The following is a 16,346-nucleotide window of genomic DNA, read 5'->3' as shown; positions in this document are numbered from 1 at the left end:
AGTATATCTGCCGTGTCTGCGGTGCCCGCGCCAGCATTGCCGCTCGCGGCAACGGCGACTGCAGCGGCGATCAGGGTGCGCTGCTGCGTCAGTGCACGGTGCCGAGCAGGCGCAGCGCCGCATTGAAGGTCGCGCTCGGCCGCATCACCGCGGCCAGCTTGGCGCGGTCCGGGTGGTAGTAGCCGCCGATGTCGACCGGCGTGCCCTGCACTCGGGTCAGCTCGTCGATGATGGTGGATTCGTTGTCGGAGAGCTGCTTGGCCAGCGGCGCGAAGTGCGCGGCGAGCTTTGGATCCTCGCTCTGTTCGGCGAGTGCCTGCGCCCAGTACATCGCCAGATAGAACTGGCTGCCGCGGTTGTCGAGCTGGCCGGTCTTGGGCGACGGATTCTTGTCGTTGTCGAGCAGTTTTTCGGTGGCGGCATCGAGGGTCTTGGCCAGCAGCGTCGCGCGCCGATTGCCGGTCTTGATGCCCACGTCCTCGAGCGCCACGGCCAGCGCGAGAAACTCGCCGAGGGAGTCCCAACGCAAATGGTTCTCCTCGACGAGCTGCTGCACGTGCCTGGGCGCCGAACCGCCGGCGCCGGTTTCGTACAGGCCGCCGCCGGCCATCAGCGGCACGATCGACAGCATCTTGGCGCTGGTGCCGAGCTCCAGGATCGGGAACAAATCGGTGAGGTAGTCGCGCAGGATGTTGCCGGTGACGGAGATCGTGTCCATGCCGCGCAGCACGCGCTCCAGCGTGTAGCGCATCGCCCGCACCTGGGACATGATCTCGATCTTCAGGCCCTTGGTGTCATAGTCCTGCACGTACTTGACCACTTTCTGGATCAACTCGTGCTCGTGCGGGCGGTAGGGGTCGAGCCAGAACACGGCTGGCATGCCCGACTGGCGCGCGCGCGTCACCGCGAGCTTGACCCAGTCGCGGATCGGACCATCCTTGACTTGGCACATGCGCCAGATGTCGCCGGTCTCGACGTTCTGGCTCATCAACACCTCGCCGGTGTCCAGATCGGTGATGTTGGCGATGCCGTCTTCCGGGATCTCGAAGGTCTTGTCGTGCGAGCCGTACTCCTCGGCCTGCTGGGCCATCAGCCCGACGTTGGGGACCGTGCCCATCGTGCGCGGATCGAAGGCTCCGTGCGTCTTGCAGAAGTTGATGATCTCCTGGTAGATGCGCGCGAAGGTCGATTCCGGCATCACCGCCTTGACGTCCTTGAGGCGACCGTCGGCGCCGTACATCTTGCCGCCGTTGCGGATCATCGCCGGCATCGAGGCGTCGACGATGATGTCGTTCGGCGAGTGGAAGTTGGTGATGCCCTTGGCCGAATCGACCATCGCCAGCTCGGGGCGGTACGCGTGGCAGGCGTGCAGGTCGCGCTTGATCTCGTCCTGCTCGCTCTGCGGCAGATTGGCGATCTTGTTGTACAGATCGACCATGCCGTTGTTGACGTTGATGCCGAGCGCGTCGAAGGTCTTGCCGTGCTTGGCGAAGGCCTCGCGATAGAAGATGCGCACGCAGTGCCCGAACACGATCGGGTGGCTGACCTTCATCATCGTTGCCTTGACGTGCAGCGAGAACATCACGCCGGTCTTGTAGGCGTCGTCGATCTGCTTTTCGTAGAACGCGAGCAAGGCCGACCGGCTCATGAACATGCTGTCGATGATCTCCTTGTCCTGCAGGACCACCTCGGGCTTGAGGACCAGGGTCTTGCCGCTTTTGGTCAGCAGTTCCATTTTCACGCGGCGCGGCCGGTCCAGCGTCATCGACTTCTCACCGTGGTAGAAGTCGCCGTGATGCATGTGCGAGACGTGCGTGCGCGAGGCCTGGCTCCATTCCCCCATCGCGTGTGGATGCTTGCGCGCGTATTCCTTGACCGCCTTGGGCGCGCGGCGGTCGGAGTTGCCCTGGCGCAGCACGGGGTTCACCGCACTGCCCAGGCATTTGGAATAACGGTCCTTGATCGCCTTTTCCGCGTCCGTGGCGGCGCGCTCGGGATAGTCGGGCAGCGCATAACCCTGTGCCTGCAGCTCCTTGATCGCCGCCCGCAGCTGCGCGACCGATGCGCTGATGTTGGGCAGCTTGATGATGGTGGTGTCCGGCAGCTGCGTGAGCCGGCCCAGCTCGGCGAGGTTGTCGGGCAGGCGCTGTGACTCGGTCAGATATTCGGGAAACTCGGCGATGATGCGTGCCGCCAGCGAGATGTCGCTGGTCTTGACCTTGATGCCGGCGGCTGCGGTGAACGCCTCGACGATCGGCAGGAACGATGCCGTGGCGAGCATCGGCGCTTCATCGGTCAGCGTGTAGATGATGGTGGATGGTTGTGTGCTCAAGCGATCGACTCCCGGCGGCTCTGGACGCAGACGGCGGCACCGCCAAGCTGCCGGCGGTGGTGTGCCGTCGATCAGGGAGAGCCGACGGCACACGGGTGCGTCGTCGGCTCGCGCTGTAGTGGGCTGCATGTTAGCGCGACCGCTCCCGGCCGTGCGCTGCGGATGACCCGTTCCCAGCAAGCCAGCGGATCGCCTAGAGTGTCGGCGATGTCGTAACCACCGTTGACCTGACGCCACAAGGAGAACCCGGATGAAACTGTATTACAGCCCCGGCGCCTGCTCGCTGGCCTCGCACATCGTGTTGCACGAACTCAGCCTGCCGCACACGCTGGTGCGCGTCGACACCAAGGCCAAGAAGACCGCCGATGGCGGCGACTATCTGCAGATCAACGCCAAGGGCTATGTGCCGGCGCTCGGTCTCGACGACGGCGGCGTGCTCACCGAGGGCCCGGCGATCCTGCAATACCTCGCCGACCGCAAGCCGGACGCCGGTCTGGCACCGGCCAATGGCACGATGGCGCGCTACCGTCTGCAGGAGTGGCTGGGCTACATCAACTCAGAGCTCCACAAGAGCTTCAGCACCTTCTTCATTCCCGGCACGGCCGACGCCGAAAAGGCGGCCGCCGGTGAACGCCTGGCGAGGAAGTTCGACTGGCTGCAGGGCGCGATCGGCGAGCGGCCTTACCTGATGGGCGATACGTTCACCGTCGCCGACGCCTATCTCTACACCGTGCTCAACTGGAGCGGCTTCGTCGGCATCGACCTGGGCCGCTGGCCGGGCCTGAAGGCCTATCACGCGCGCGTCGCCGAGCGGCCCTCGGTGCAGAAGGCGCACGCCGCGGAAAAAGCGGGCAAGTCGGGCTGAAAGCGCAGTGCCGTAAACGAAGAAGCCCCGCAGCGCGGGGCTTCTTCGTGTGGGCGTCCCGGACTACAGGAAGCGTCCGATCAGCTCCTTCATGATCTCGTTGGTGCCGCCGTAGATGCGCTGCACGCGCGAGTCGCGCCACAGGCGCGAGATCGGATACTCGTCCATGTAGCCGTAGCCGCCATGCAGCTGCAGGCACAGGTCGGCGATCTCGAACTGCTTGTCCGTGGTCCAGTACTTGGCCATGGCCGCGGTGACGACGTCGAGCTTCTTGTCGAGCAGCATCTCGGTGCAGCGTTCGACGAAGACACGCGCGAGCGTCGCCTCGGTGCGCGCCTGCGCGAGCTGGAAGCGCGTGTTCTGGAAGTCGATCACGCGCTTGCCGAAGGCCTTGCGATCCTTGACGTACTGCGTGGTCAGGTCCAGCGCCAGCTCCATCGCCGCGACCGCGGCCCAGGCGACGATCAGCCGCTCCTGCGGCAACTGTTCCATCAACTGCACGAAGCCCATGCCCTCGCCCTTGCCGAGCAGATTGGCCTTGGGGATGCGCACGTTCTCGAAGAACAGCTCCGAGGTGTCCTGTCCGTGCATGCCGACCTTTTCGAGATTGCGGCCGCGACGAAACCCCGACACCTTGTCCGTCTCGACGACGACCAGCGAGATGCCCTTGGCCTTCTCGTTGGGGTCGGTTTTGGCGACGACGATGATCAGTCCGGCCTGCTGACCGTTGGTGATGAACACCTTCTGACCGTTGACGACGTACTCGTCGCCGTCGGCGATCGCGGTGGTGCGCACGCTTTGCAGGTCGGAACCGGTGCCCGGCTCGGTCATCGCGATCGCGCCGACCAGCTCGCCACTGGCGAGCTTGGGCAGCCATGCCTGCTTCTGCGCCTCGGTGCCGTAGGCGAGGATGTAGTGGGCGACGATGCCGTTGTGCAGCGACAGGCCCCAGGCGGAACAACCGGCGCGCCCCTGCTCTTCGACCAGTACCTTCTCGTAGGCGAGGTCGCCGCCGCCACCGCCGTACTCCGTCGGGATGCTGGGACACAAAAGCCCCAGTTCGGCGGCCTTGTACCACAACTCGCGATCGACATGGCCCTGTTCGTCCCAGCGCAGCACGTGGGGTGCGACCTCGGTCTGCATGAAACGGCGGGCGGTTTCCTGGAACATCCGCAACTCGTCCGTGACATAGCGGCCTTGTGCCAGAGCAGCGTTGAACATCGACGTCTTCCTCGAAGGGTTGGGGGAGGGTGGGTCCGGCGCCGCAGGCGGTGCGCGGGCGTGCGGCGCGGGCGGGGTCTCACTCGAAACGCCGGCCTTGCTTGGCCATCTGGACTAGGATCTTCGCCGGCTTGAAGCGCGCGCCGTACTTCTTCTCCAGCTCCTTCGCGCGCTTGACGAAATTGGCGACGCCCACGGCGTTGATGAACTGCAGCGCGCCGCCCAGGTGCGGGGCGAAGCCCCAGCCGAAGATCGAGCCGATGTTGGCGTCGGCGACCGAGACGACGACGTTCTCCTCGAAGCACTTCGCCGCCTCGTTGGCCTGCGCGTACAGCATGCGGTCGATCATCTCCTGCTGCGGGAGCTGGGTTTCGGCGAGCGGGAAGTGCTTGGTCAGCTCCGGCCACAGATGCTTGGGTCCACTCGCCGGGTAGTCGTAGAAGCCCTTGCCGGACTTTCTGCCCACGCGGTCGAGCTGCTTGACCATCTTCTCGATCACGGCGACGCCCGGATGCTCGGGCGCGATCTTGCCCTCGGCGGCGTAGTCTTTGCGCGTTTGTTCGAGCACGTGCATCGATAGCGACAGCGAGACCTCGTCCTGCAGCGCCAGCGGGCCGACCGGCATGCCGGCCTGCATGCCGGCGACTTCGATGGCGCGCGGATGCTGACCCTCCGCGAGCAGGGTCAGGCCTTCCATCGGGTAGGTCGCGAAGCAGCGCGAGGTGTAGAAGCCGCGCGAGTCGTTGACGACGATCGGCGTCTTCTTGATCTGCTGCACGAAGTCGAAGCCGCGCGCGAGCGTTTCTGCGCTGGTTTTCTTGCCCTTGATGATCTCCACCAGCGGCATCTTGTCGACCGGCGAGAAGAAATGCAGGCCAATGAAGTTCGCCGGCCGCTCGCTGGCTTGGGCGAGCCCGGTGATCGGCAGCGTCGAGGTGTTGGACGCGAACACGGCGTTCGCGGCGAGCTGGGCCTCGGCCTTCTTCGTCACGTCGGCCTTGATCGCGCGGTCCTCGAACACCGCCTCGATGACCAGATCGCAGCCCTTGAGGTCCTCGTAACGGGTCGTCGGCTTGATGCGGGCGAGAAACGCGTCCTTGCCTTGCTCGGTTTCACGGCCTTTCTTGATCGCCTTGTCGAGCAGACCGGCGGAGTAGGCCTTGCCTTTCTCGGCAATCTCGAGTGTGGTGTCCAGCAGCACCACTTCGATACCGGCCTTGGCCGACACATAAGCGATGCCGGCGCCCATCATGCCGGCGCCGAGTATGCCGAGCTTCTTCACGGTGGACTTTTCGAAACCTTCCGGCCGCGAGCTGCCCTTGTTGATGCCATTGAGCTGGAACCACAGCGTGCCGATCATGTTCTTCGACACCTGCGACACCACCAGCTCGGCGAAGTAGCGCGACTCGACGCGGCAACCCGTGTCGAAATCGACGATGCCGCCTTCGAAGACGCAGGACATGATGTTGGTCGGCGCCGGCATATTGCCCCAGGTCTTGGCGCTGGCCATCGACGGCGCGATCGCCCAGAGCTGCGCGTTCGCCGGGCTCCGCGAGTCGCCGCCGGGCCATTTGAACTTCTTGTCGTCCCAGGGTTGCACCGGCTTGGGGTTCGCGGCGATCCACGCGCGCGCCTTGGCGAACATCTCGTCGCGGTTCGCGGCGAGCTCGTGGATGATGCCCTGCTGTTTGGCCTGCGCGGCCTTGAGCTCCTTGCCTTCGAGCATCAGCGGCAGCGAGGCCTGGATGCCGATCAGCCGCGGCAGGCGCTGGGTGCCGCCGCCGCCCGGCAACAGGCCGAGCTTGACCTCGGGCAGGCCGAACTTGGCTTTGGGATCGTCGATGGCGATGCGGTAGTGACAGGCCAGCGCCAGTTCCAAGCCGCCGCCGAGCGCGGTGCCGTTGAGCGCCGCGACCACCGGGCGGCCGCACTTTTCGAGACGGCGCAGGAAGCTCTTGTAGGCCTCGGCCATGGCGAAGGCCTCGGCCGGGTCGGTGATCCGGTAAACCTTGTCGATGTCGGCGCCGGCGAGAAACTCCTTCTTGCCGGAGGTGATGATCACGCCCTTGATCGATGCGTCGTTTTCGATCCTGCTGATGGCTTCGGAGAACGGCCCGGTGAGTTCCTCGTTGAGCACGTTCATCGAGCGGCCCGGCATGTCCAGCGTCAGTGTGACGATGCCGTCGGCGTCCTGATTGAATTGCACTGCACTCATGTCGTTTTGTCCGTGAGAGGTGAGACGGAAGACGTCAAAAGGAAAGGGCGATGTGCCGTGAGGATGCGCCGACCGCGTCTCGCGGCTCACCCCTGACGTCTGGGGGTCGAGCGCGTCAAACGCGCTCGATGATCGTGGCGATGCCCATGCCGGCGCCGACGCACAGCGAGGCGAGGCCAGTCTGCTTGTCCTGGCGTTCGAGCTCATCGAGCAGGGTGCCGAGGATGATGCAGCCGGTGGCGCCGAGCGGATGGCCCATCGCGATCGCGCCGCCGTTGACGTTGACCTTGGCCGGGTCGATGTCGAGGTCACGCTGCGCGCGCAGCACGACGGCGGCAAAGGCCTCGTTGATCTCGAACAGGTCGATGTCGGAGGCATTCATGCCGGCGCGCTTGAGCGCCTTCTTGGCCGCCGGCCCGATGCCCGTGAGCATGATCGTCGGCTCCGAGCCGATCACGGCGGTCTGGCGGATGCGTGCGCGCGGCTTGAGGCCGAGCTTCTTGCCCATCTTCTTGTTGCCGATCAGCATCAGCGCCGCGCCATCGACGATGCCGGACGAATTGCCGGCGTGGTGCACGTGGTTGATCCGCTCCAACGTCGTGTACTTGCGCAGCGCCGTGGCGTCGAACCCCATCTGGCCCATCTGCTCGAACGAAGGCTTGAGCGCGGCGAGGCCCTCCATGGTCGTGTCGCTGCGGATGTACTCGTCGTGGTCGAGCACGGTCAGGCCGTTGACGTCCTTGACCGGCACCAGTGACTTGGCGAAGTGCCCGGCGTCGCGCGCGCGGGTGGCCTTGCGCTGCGACTCCAGCGCGAAGCGGTCCACGTCCTCGCGCGAGAAGCCCTCGAGCGTGGCGATGGTGTCCGCGCCGATGCCCTGCGGGGCGAAGCCGGTGAGTTGATTGACGCGCGGATCCATCGCCCAGGCGCCGCCGTCCGAGCCCATGGCCCAGCGCGACATGCTCTCGACGCCGCCGGCGACGACCAGATCCTCCATGCCGGACATGACCTTCTGCGCGGCGAGGTTGACCGACTCCAGGCCCGAGGCGCAGAAGCGCGACTGGGTGACGCCAGCGACGGTCTCGGCCCAGTTGGCGTAGAGCACGGCCACGCGCGCGATGTCCGCGCCCTGTTCGCCGACCGGCGTCACGCAGCCGAGGACGACGTCGTCGACCAGCGCGGTGTCGAGGCCGTTGCGCTCCTCCAGCGCCCACATCAGGTTGGCCACGAGGTGGATCGGCGTGATCTGGTGCAGGCTGCCGTCCTTCTTGCCCTTGCCGCGCGGCGTGCGCACGGCGTCGTAGATGAATGCTTCTGCCATGGTGTGATCTCGATTGCGTGAGCTCGGTGGGGGCCGGCTGGATCGCGCCGTGCTTGCGGCGAATGGTAACGTCTCTTACCATTCGCCCATCATCGGGCGCAACGATCGGTGCGTGCGGCAATGCGGTCGTAGACCAGCGGGCCGCCTCGCAGATTAAACAGCGCGCCGGTACAGGTCAACGCACGGGTGCCGTCATTCTAGTAACGACCGTTACTGTCGCCCACGCAAACAGGAGAACCACAGATGCCGCGCAGCGAGGCTGCCGCCGTCGAAGCCAGGACGCTCGATCCACAAACCCGGGTGCGTATCGAGCGCGCGGTGCTCGACGTGTTTTCCCAGCGCGAGTTCCACCGGGTCGGCCTGATCGAGATCGCGCGCGGCGCCAACGTCTCCTTGCAGACGATCTACAAGTACTACGGCAGCAAGGAGGCCTTGCTGTTCTCCAGCCTCGATGCCTGGCTCGGCCAACTCGCCGAGCGCATGCTCGACCATCTGCAGGGCATCGAGGACTACAAGGAGCGCCTGCGCAAGGTGTTCTGGGTGGTTCTCGACTTCACCGAGAAGAATCCGAAGATCGTGCAGCTGATGATGAGCTCGGTCTACATCAACACCTGGCGCAAGCAGGGTGCCCAGTACGACAACCCGGAGCTGTTCGGGACCTTCATCCGCGTACTCGGCGAAGGCCGCGCCAAGGGCGTGCTCAACGACCAGGTCGACGAGAAGCTGCTACTCGACTACTTCCTCGGCGTGCTGTTCCGTCTGTCGCAGAGCTGGGTGCAGCGCGGCATGAAAGACTCGCTGACCAAGCAGGCGAACGTGCTGTTCGAGATGCTGTGGCGGGCGATCGCAAAGCCGGATTGAGCGTTCCGAGAAATACCTCGAGTGCTCAGTCCGATCGCAAGCAACCTTCCGCGAACAGGTCGGGACAGTCGATGCCCAGTGACGGCAGGTAGAGCGCGGAGCGGAACGTTGCGCTGTAGACCGCGGCGGCGTCTTCGCCGAGCACGCGACGCGAGGTCAGGCGTGTGAGCGCGGCGTCGTCCTCGCGCAGCCACAGATCGAACCAGGCGCGGGTCAGATGCGCCAGCCGCTGCAGGCGCAGCGAGTCGGCGGCGCTGCCCTGGGTCGCGTACTGCGCCCAGGCTTCGTGCGGTAGATCGCGCATGACCAGTTGCATGGTGCCGATGCCGGCGCGGCGCCAATGCTCGTAGGCGAACTTCTTGCGCTCGGGATCGGAGGCGCCGGTGCCCGGATCGTCCGAGGCCTGACCCATCGCCGGCACCCGCGGCGCGACCGGCGCGTTCGGACGCATGAGCTCGCCACTGAACAAGGCGCCGCCCAGACCGCCCTGTGACGGCGTTCCGCGGTCGCCGTGCCGGGTGCTCGACAGATTGTCCCAGGCGACGATTGCGCGCAGGCGCACATCCTCACCCTGCTGCCAGCTCAGCGCGCGCGCCGACAGGCTGTGGCCGGCGGCACCGAGTCTGGCGCGGTCGACGTGGGCGTGCAGCGGATTGCGCGCCGACAGCAGGAAGTCCAGCGCGCTCACGGTCGCGTCGGCGTAATTGTTCAGATCCTGCGCCGGCGCCGTGCCGGGCGAGCGACCGACACCCTGGGGATCGACCGTGACCGCGATGTAGCCGTGGCCGGCCAGATCGCGTGCGGCCCAGTGGTACATCGATTCGTCCCCGCCCCCGGAGGCCGGCGTGATCACGACTGCCGGCAGCACCAGGCCCGACAGGTCGCGGTCGGCTGGCGCGAACAGCGTGCCGTAAAGGCGCGTGCCGTGCATGCGCGAGTCGAAAGTGACGTCGCAGCTCTGCCAGTTCCGCTGCCAGGCGAAGACCGGATGAACGGCGCTGGACGACGTGGCGCCGGACGGCGGCACCGGTGGGCAGTTCAGCGTCGTCGGTGCGGGCGTCGGCGTCGGTGCGGGCGTCGGTGTGGGCGTCGGCGGGGCCGTTGCCGCGGGGCTGGGCGCGGCGCTGGGTGCAGGGGTGGGTGCGGGCCGCGCGCTGGCGCTGGCGGTGGGCGTCGCTGCAGGGCTGGCGACGTCCGTTGGTCGGCCCGAGGCACCGCCGCCGCAGGCGCCGAGCACGCTCACGGCAAGCAAAGACCCGATCAGGTGAACCCAGCCGCGCATGCCCACTCGACCCCCGCCCCACGACCCGGGGCCGAGCATCGCAAGACCACCGGCGCGGCGCTACGGGGCGAGTCCTCAGCGTCGTCGCAAAGCGGCGCCCGCGGGATCGCGCGGGCGGCGACGTGCCCGGGCCCACGGCGCGCCGGCGGCTGCGGGACTAAAGTCCGGCTGTGCCGGGTGGGATCGAGCGCGCGGGCGACCGCCGGACTCAGCCGCCTGCGGCGCGCAGCACACGGCAGAAGAACTCGGTCTGGTCGCTGACCGCACGTTCGAAGCCCTCGCCCACGTAGATGTCGAAGTGGCCGATGTCGTAGCGCCGGATCTCGGCACGTTCACCAGCCGCGGCGGCGGTTCTCTCCGCGGCCGCGGCCGGGGCGACGCTGTCCTGGGTGCAGATGCAGATCAGCGTCGGGCACGGCAGGCGCGCGGCCTTGGTGATCGGGCGGTACAACGGCAATTCCAGCATCCAGCTGGCGGTGATTTCGTTGCGCCAGTCCGGTGGCACGATCGCGCTGTAACCGGGCAGCGCATCCTCGGTGGTCATCACCGCGAGTTCGCCGGGCTCGGCGACCAGCGGAATGCAGTGACGACGTCCGGTCGGGATCAACAGCGTGTCCCAGATCGCGTGCGCGCTCACGCGCAGCGCCTGCAGCACGCCGGCGTAGTGGACCAGGTTCATGAAGGCGGCGAAACCATCCATCATCGGGCCCTGGCTGCTGACCGCCCGCACGCGGCCGTCCTCGACGGCGGCGGTGATGACATGACCGCCGGAGAACGAGCTGCCCCACAGTGCGATGCGTTTGGCGTCGACACCATCGAGCTGGCGCGCATACGCGATCGCCGCGGCCCAGTCGTCGAGCTGGGCGCGGATGTTGAAGTGCTGGCGCGGCTCGCCGTCAGACTCACCGAAGTAGCGGTAGTCGAACACCAGCACGTGCAATCCCGCAGCGGCGAAGCGTTCGGCATAGGCGTCCAGGCGCGCCGCGCGCACCCCGCCCAGGCCGTGGGCCATGACCACGCAGGGCGCGGCGCCGTCGGCGCGAAGCGCATCCGTCTGCGGGCGGAAATGCGCGCCGCGCACAGTGATGCCGTGGCTCGGAAACTCGACCGCTTCGATCTTGTTGCCCATGGCGGGATCCCCGGAAGGTTTGAGCAAGCAATTTAACCCCGTTTGGCGAACGCCTGCGTCATCCAAGCACGTCACCAACCGGAGTCGTTCGCCATGTCCCTTACACAATGGATCCGTTTCGTCGGTATGGCCGTGCTCGTCGCGGCCTGCGCCCAGCCGGAGCGGCAGGCGCAGACACCGCCCTCACCGCCGCCGCCGCTGGCGCAGGCCCGCCAGTCCGAAACCGAGCGCGATCTCGTGGCAGCGCGCCACGAGCTCGTGCGCGATCAGGTGGTCGCGTCGGCGAAGGAGTCGACCCAGCAGCGCCGCGCCCCGATGGCGCACGCGATCGCACCGGTGCCGATGCCGGTGATGGTGCCACCCGTGCAGGAGCGCGAAACCTACGCAGCTTTCGACGATGCCGGCGTGCGGCGCGTCGTCGAAACGCCGGTGTCGACATTCAGCATCGATGTCGACACCGGCGCCTACAGCAATGTGCGGCGCTGGCTGCGCAACGGCCGGATGCCGCCGCAGGACGCGGTGCGCGTCGAGGAGTTCATCAACTACTTCGAATACGCCTACGCGCCGCCGCGCGACCGGTCCACGCCGTTCGCAACGCACGTCGAGATCGCGCCGACGCCGTGGAACGCCAAGACCCACCTCTTGCGCATCGGTTTGCAGGGCTGGCGGCCGCAGGGCGAGCTGCCGCCGGCGAACCTGGTGTTCCTCGTCGACGTTTCCGGTTCGATGCACAGCGCCGACAAGCTGCCGCTGGTGCAGTCCGCGCTCAAGCTCTTGGTGCAGGAAATGAGCGCGCGTGACCGCATCAGTCTGGTCGTCTACGCCGGGCACAGCGGCGTCATTCTAGAACCGACACCGGGCGATCAGAAGGCGAAGATCATCGCCGCGATCGACGGCCTGAACGCCGGCGGATCGACCGCCGGCGCCGCCGGCATCGAGCTGGCGTATGCGATGGCGCAGCAGGGCTTCATCGAGAACGGCATCAACCGCGTGCTGCTCGCCACCGACGGCGATTTCAACGTCGGCGTCACCGACTTCGAACAGCTCAAGGATCTAGTCGAGCGCAAGCGTGCGTCCGGCATCGCACTGTCGACGCTGGGTTTCGGCACCGGCAACTACAACGAGCAGCTGATGGAGCAGCTCGCCGATGTCGGCAACGGCAACTACAGCTACATCGACGATCTCGCCGAGGGCCGTCGCGTGCTGGTGCATGCGCGTGCGTCGACGCTGCAGACGATTGCCAAGGACGTGAAGATCCAGGTCGAGTTCAATCCGGCGGTGGTCGCCGAGTATCGGCTGATCGGCTACGAGAACCGTGCGCTGGCGCGCGAGGACTTCGCCAACGACAAGGTGGATGCCGGCGAGATCGGCGCCGGTCACAGCGTCACCGCGCTCTACGAGATCGCGCTGGTCGGCAGTGGCGGCGAGAAGATCGAGCCGCTGCGCTACGGCGACGAGAAGCCGGCCGGCAAGGCCGACGAGATCGCGCACCTGCAGCTGCGCTACAAGGCCCCGGACGGCGACACCAGCAAGCTGATCGAGCGGCCGATCCGGCGCGGCGAGATCACACGCGCGCTCGCGGCCAGCAGCGAGGACTTCCGTTTCGCCGCGGCGGTCGCCGGCTTTGGACAACTGCTGCGCGGCGGCCGCTACACTGGCGCCTGGACCTGGACCGATGTGCTGGCGCTGGCGCGCGAGGCGCGCGGCGCCGACGCCGAGGGCTGGCGCGGCGAGTTCGTGCAACTGGTGCAGCTCGCGCAGAGCCTGCAGCCTGCGGCAGCGGAACAGCTTGGACACGCAGGGGAGATCTGCGCGCTTGGAAGCGGATGCGACTGAAGACCCGGACGAGATGCTGATGCTGGCCTATGCCGGCGGCGATGCCGGCGCGTTCGAGCGCCTGTATCGCCGCCACAAGGACGCGCTGTACCGCTACTTCCTGCGCCACGTCGAGGCCGCGGACGCCGGCGAGCTGTACCAGGATGTCTGGCAGAAGCTGATTCAGGCGCGCGGCAGCTACCGCAGCGACGCGCCTTTCGCCGCCTGGCTCTACCGAATCGCGCACAACCGCCTCGTCGATCATTGGCGCCGGCTGCGACCGCAGGACGAGCTGGGCGACGAACTGGCGGCCTCCGCTGCGCAGCAGCCGGAGATCCAGGTCGAGCGCGCCGACACCGCGCAGCGCCTGCTCGTGGCACTCGCGCAACTGCCGGCCGAGCAGCGCGAGATCATCGTGCTGCGCGAGGAGCGCGACCTGACGCTCGAACAGATTGCCGAAATCCAGGGCGTCGGTCGCGAGACGGTCAAGAGCCGCTTGCGTTATGCATTGGCGAAGCTGCGCGAGAGCTTCCATGACTGATCCGCACGCCAACGATCCGCGAGATGATCGCGAGCTGCGAGACTATCTCGCCGGTCGCCATGCGCTGTCGGTGCGCTATCTCGACGCCAGCCGCGAGACCGCGCCGCCCGAGCTCGACGCGGCAATCCTCGCGTCGGCGCGCGCCGCCGTCGCGCGCGCGCCACGACGCCGTGCACGGTCGCGCTGGCGCGTACCGCTGGCTGCGGCGGCGACGACGGTGCTCGGTGTGTCGCTGCTCACGCAGTTGCACGACGGTGCCGTGCCCGAGGCAGTGCGCGCTGATGCCGATGCGCCGCTGCTGCGAAGCGCGCCGGCCGCATCGGCGTCGGCTGTCTCGGAGGCCGAGTCATTCGAGACCCCGTCGGCGGAATCCGTCGCAGACATGGCGGCACCGGCCGCACCGCCGCCGGCACGCGCGCCGGCCAAGCCCGCCGCCGAACCTGCACCGCAACGCGAGGCCGACGCGGCGCCCTTGCGTGAGGAACAGCTCGCCGGTGCGGCCAAGCGGCAAGCCGCCGAGCGTCGCGAGCGTGCCGCACAGGCCGAGGCGCTGACGGACGCACCGCAGGCGCAGGCATTTGCGTTCGCATCCGCAGCCGAAGCGACCCTGGACGCTGTCTCGATCGCCGCGCGCGAACTGTTGCGGTTGCTGCAAGCCCAGGACCCGGGCGCTCTGGCCGCGCGCGCTCCGAAGGCGACGCAGCTGCAGATCGAATCGGCCTTGCCCGCGTTCGCCGCTGCGCATTCCGCGCAGATCCTGCCGCGGTCGAGCGATGCGGCGATCTGGCGTGTTGCCTTCGCCGACGAACGCGGCCGCATGCTTGGACACGCCACGCTGTCGATGGAGGCGTCGCCGTGGCAGTTGCTGGCGTTGGAAGCTTCCTCATCAACGGAGCGGTGATGCAAACCCGCATCGATCAGGTCTACGCCGGGTGCGTGCAGCCGATGCCGAACGACGGTCGACCGACCGGCATCTTCAAGACGCCGGTGGACGGCCCGGTGCAGGTTGGCGAGCACGGCATCGTCATCGACGCACAGGCGGATCGTCGTGTGCACGGCGGGCCGGAGAAGGCGGTGCATCACTTCCCCGCGAAGAACTACGCGCGCTTGCGGGCGGCGTTTCCGCAGGTCGCAACGCAGCTCGTGCCGGGCAGTCTCGGCGAGAACATCTCGACATCGGACTGGGACGAGTCCGAGGTCTGCATCGGCGATGTGCTGCGCGCCGGCAGCGTGCGCTTGCAGCTCTGCCAGCCGCGCTCGCCGTGCTGGAAGATCGATGCGCGCTTCGGCGTCGACGGCATGACCCGGTTCATCGCCGAGCATGGCCTCGCCGGCTGGTACTACCGCGTCTTGCAGCCCGGCGCCTTCGCCGCTGGCGATGCGCTGGTCCTCGAATGGCGCGCGGCCGATGCGGTGAGCCTGCGCGAGTACTGGGACCTCTACGCGGCAGCCCGGCCCGACCTCGACGCGGTGCGTCGCGTCGTCGATGCGCCGGGCTTGGCCCCCGACAAGCGTGAGCGCTGGCGGCAGCGCCTGGCCTGGCTGCAGGCCAACGCCTGAACGCACCGCGCAGCGGCTAAGCCGTCAGCGTGCGCGCGATCACCGCGAGCGCGAGCAGCACCAGCACGACCCCCATCGCGCGGTCCAGCCGATGCGCGTGACGGCGCAGTCCGCGCCGCAGCCCCGGATGCGACAGCAGCAGCGCAACGCTGGCGAACCACGCGAAGGTCGACAGCGGCAGCCACAGCGCGAGCACGACCATCATCGGCATCGACACCGGCCCGGCGACCACGGTCGTGAACAAGGCGACGAAGAACAGCGTCGCCTTCGGGTTGAGCACATTGGTGGCAAGCCCGATCAGGAAGTTACGCCCGGCGTTGCCACGCTCGGCGCGGCCGCCTTTGTTCTCGGTGGGCGGCAGCGGTTGCGCGCGCAGCGCCTGCAGCCCCATCCACAGCAGGAAGGCGGCGCCGGCGAGCGCGATCGCATCGAGGCTCCACGGGAAGCGCTGCGTGAGCCAGCGCAGGCCGAACAAGCCGTAGCCGACGTGAAACAGAATGCCGCAGCCGATACCGGCCGCGGTCCAGACGCCGGCGGCGCGACCGAATGCGAGGGCCTGGCGCGTGACCATCGCAAAGTCCGGGCCCGGCGACATCACGCCGAGCGCGTGCGCGGTGGCGACCGCCGCGAACAGGGCGAAGCCGTCGAGCGTCACGTCTCGATGTCCCAGCCCGGCCACGGTCCCGGCGGTGTCTCGGGCCGCTCCACCGTGTGGTGCTCGATCTTGTACGTGCGCATGCCGCGCGCCTGGTAATTGGCCAGCGCTGCGGGACCATCGAGCGAGCAGGTGTGCACCCAGACGCGGCGGGCACCCATCGCGAACGCCTGCTCGATGCCGCGCGTCAGCAGATGACCGCCCAGGCCGCGGCCGGTGAACTCGCGCATCAGGCCGAAGTAAGCGATCTCGACATCATCGCCTTGCTGGTGTTCGAGTTCGACATAGCCGGCCGGCGTACCGTCGACGTAGAGCACCCAGGTTTGCAGTTGCGGCCGGTCGAGCCAGGCCATCCAGCGGTCGTAACTCCAGACCAGGCGATCGCGCCAGAACCAGTGACCGCCGACCGCGGTGTAGAGAAAACGGTTGAGCATCGGCAGCGGTACCCGCGCCTGCATGATCAGCGGCTCGGGCTGCGGCACGCGCGCGCGCCGCAGTGCGGCAGGCTCGCACAGCTCCAGATACCAGGTGGTGACCAGATCCTGCATC

The 16,346-nt window shown here is 67.5% G+C and carries 14 protein-coding genes; 6 read left to right on the top strand and 8 right to left on the bottom strand.

All coding sequences use genetic code 11. The features are described from left to right. Positions 1–88: 88 nt before the first annotated feature. Positions 89–2,332: an NADP-dependent isocitrate dehydrogenase gene (locus ABSH63_RS01490; protein ID WP_352886753.1), complete on the bottom strand. Its 2,244-nt coding sequence runs from the start codon at positions 2,330–2,332 to the stop codon at positions 89–91. A 250-nt stretch (positions 2,333–2,582) separates the two neighbouring features. Here ABSH63_RS01490 and gstA point away from each other — a divergent pair, with 250 nt between their 5' ends. Beyond that, entirely contained in the window at positions 2,583–3,197 is a 615-nt protein-coding gene (gstA, locus tag ABSH63_RS01485; RefSeq protein ID WP_352886750.1) for a glutathione transferase GstA, read from the top strand. Between the two features lie 63 nt (positions 3,198–3,260). Here the strand turns inward: gstA and ABSH63_RS01480 are convergent, their stop codons facing one another. From ABSH63_RS01480 to ABSH63_RS01470, 3 genes are all read right to left on the bottom strand, one after another. Next, positions 3,261–4,418: an acyl-CoA dehydrogenase family protein gene (locus ABSH63_RS01480; protein ID WP_352886747.1), complete on the bottom strand. Its 1,158-nt coding sequence runs from the start codon at positions 4,416–4,418 to the stop codon at positions 3,261–3,263. Between the two features lie 79 nt (positions 4,419–4,497). Beyond that, positions 4,498–6,633: a 3-hydroxyacyl-CoA dehydrogenase NAD-binding domain-containing protein gene (locus ABSH63_RS01475; RefSeq protein ID WP_352886744.1), complete on the bottom strand. Its 2,136-nt coding sequence runs from the start codon at positions 6,631–6,633 to the stop codon at positions 4,498–4,500. A 115-nt stretch (positions 6,634–6,748) separates the two neighbouring features. After that, positions 6,749–7,954 (bottom strand): acetyl-CoA C-acetyltransferase, encoded by a 1,206-nt coding sequence (locus ABSH63_RS01470; RefSeq protein ID WP_352886741.1) that lies wholly within the window; start codon positions 7,952–7,954, stop codon positions 6,749–6,751. Positions 7,955–8,197: 243 nt separating this feature from the next. Between ABSH63_RS01470 and ABSH63_RS01465 the strand changes: the two genes are divergently transcribed. Further along, complete coding sequence (locus tag ABSH63_RS01465; protein ID WP_352886738.1) at positions 8,198–8,815, top strand: TetR/AcrR family transcriptional regulator; 618 nt, start codon at positions 8,198–8,200, stop codon at positions 8,813–8,815. Between the two features lie 25 nt (positions 8,816–8,840). Here ABSH63_RS01465 and ABSH63_RS01460 read toward each other — a convergent pair whose 3' ends face one another. Continuing rightward, positions 8,841–10,097, bottom strand: a complete 1,257-nt coding sequence (locus ABSH63_RS01460) for a poly(ethylene terephthalate) hydrolase family protein (protein ID WP_352886735.1) — start codon at positions 10,095–10,097, stop codon at positions 8,841–8,843. A gap of 208 nt (positions 10,098–10,305) precedes the next feature. Continuing rightward, positions 10,306–11,226, bottom strand: coding sequence for an alpha/beta hydrolase (locus ABSH63_RS01455; protein WP_352886732.1), 921 nt, complete (start codon positions 11,224–11,226; stop codon positions 10,306–10,308). Positions 11,227–11,319: 93 nt separating this feature from the next. Between ABSH63_RS01455 and ABSH63_RS01450 the strand changes: the two genes are divergently transcribed. The 4 genes from ABSH63_RS01450 (at position 11,320) to ABSH63_RS01435 (ending at position 15,142) form a co-directional block, all read left to right on the top strand. Beyond that, positions 11,320–13,062, top strand: a complete 1,743-nt coding sequence (locus ABSH63_RS01450; RefSeq protein ID WP_352886729.1) for a vWA domain-containing protein — start codon at positions 11,320–11,322, stop codon at positions 13,060–13,062. Next, positions 13,043–13,582 (top strand): sigma-70 family RNA polymerase sigma factor, encoded by a 540-nt coding sequence (locus ABSH63_RS01445; protein WP_352886726.1) that lies wholly within the window; start codon positions 13,043–13,045, stop codon positions 13,580–13,582. Before ABSH63_RS01450 ends, ABSH63_RS01445 begins: the two co-directional genes overlap by 20 nt. A 226-nt stretch (positions 13,583–13,808) precedes the next feature. After that, a complete protein-coding gene (locus ABSH63_RS01440) occupies positions 13,809–14,483 on the top strand; it encodes a hypothetical protein (RefSeq protein ID WP_352886723.1) in 675 nt (224 codons plus the stop codon). Then, a complete protein-coding gene (locus ABSH63_RS01435) occupies positions 14,483–15,142 on the top strand; it encodes an MOSC domain-containing protein (protein ID WP_352886720.1) in 660 nt (219 codons plus the stop codon). The genes ABSH63_RS01440 and ABSH63_RS01435 overlap by 1 nt, the downstream gene beginning before the upstream one ends. A 16-nt stretch (positions 15,143–15,158) precedes the next feature. Here the strand turns inward: ABSH63_RS01435 and ABSH63_RS01430 are convergent, their stop codons facing one another. Beyond that, a complete protein-coding gene (locus tag ABSH63_RS01430; protein ID WP_352886717.1) occupies positions 15,159–15,797 on the bottom strand; it encodes a LysE family translocator in 639 nt (212 codons plus the stop codon). Next, a complete protein-coding gene (locus ABSH63_RS01425; RefSeq protein ID WP_352886715.1) occupies positions 15,794–16,345 on the bottom strand; it encodes a GNAT family N-acetyltransferase in 552 nt (183 codons plus the stop codon). The genes ABSH63_RS01430 and ABSH63_RS01425 overlap by 4 nt, the downstream gene beginning before the upstream one ends. Position 16,346 lies beyond the last annotated feature (1 nt).

This window comes from Sinimarinibacterium thermocellulolyticum (genome assembly GCF_040327995.1).
Taxonomy (GTDB): domain Bacteria; phylum Pseudomonadota; class Gammaproteobacteria; order Nevskiales; family Nevskiaceae; genus Solimonas; species Solimonas thermocellulolyticum.
This window is presented reverse-complemented; position numbering and strand designations above follow the sequence as displayed.

Excerpts from the sequence above, each read along its gene's own strand:
- gstA (WP_352886750.1), top strand. The coding sequence starts at position 2,583 with ATGAAACTGTATTACAGCCCCGGCGCCTGCTCGCTGGCCTCGCACATC.
- ABSH63_RS01475 (WP_352886744.1), bottom strand. The coding sequence starts at position 6,633 with ATGAGTGCAGTGCAATTCAATCAGGACGCCGACGGCATCGTCACACTG.
- ABSH63_RS01435 (WP_352886720.1), top strand. The coding sequence starts at position 14,483 with ATGCAAACCCGCATCGATCAGGTCTACGCCGGGTGCGTGCAGCCGATG.
- ABSH63_RS01450 (WP_352886729.1), top strand. The coding sequence starts at position 11,320 with ATGTCCCTTACACAATGGATCCGTTTCGTCGGTATGGCCGTGCTCGTC.
- ABSH63_RS01480 (WP_352886747.1), bottom strand. The coding sequence starts at position 4,418 with ATGTTCAACGCTGCTCTGGCACAAGGCCGCTATGTCACGGACGAGTTG.
- ABSH63_RS01460 (WP_352886735.1), bottom strand. The coding sequence starts at position 10,097 with ATGCGCGGCTGGGTTCACCTGATCGGGTCTTTGCTTGCCGTGAGCGTG.
- ABSH63_RS01465 (WP_352886738.1), top strand. The coding sequence starts at position 8,198 with ATGCCGCGCAGCGAGGCTGCCGCCGTCGAAGCCAGGACGCTCGATCCA.
- ABSH63_RS01455 (WP_352886732.1), bottom strand. The coding sequence starts at position 11,226 with ATGGGCAACAAGATCGAAGCGGTCGAGTTTCCGAGCCACGGCATCACT.
- ABSH63_RS01470 (WP_352886741.1), bottom strand. The coding sequence starts at position 7,954 with ATGGCAGAAGCATTCATCTACGACGCCGTGCGCACGCCGCGCGGCAAG.
- ABSH63_RS01425 (WP_352886715.1), bottom strand. The coding sequence starts at position 16,345 with ATGCAGGATCTGGTCACCACCTGGTATCTGGAGCTGTGCGAGCCTGCC.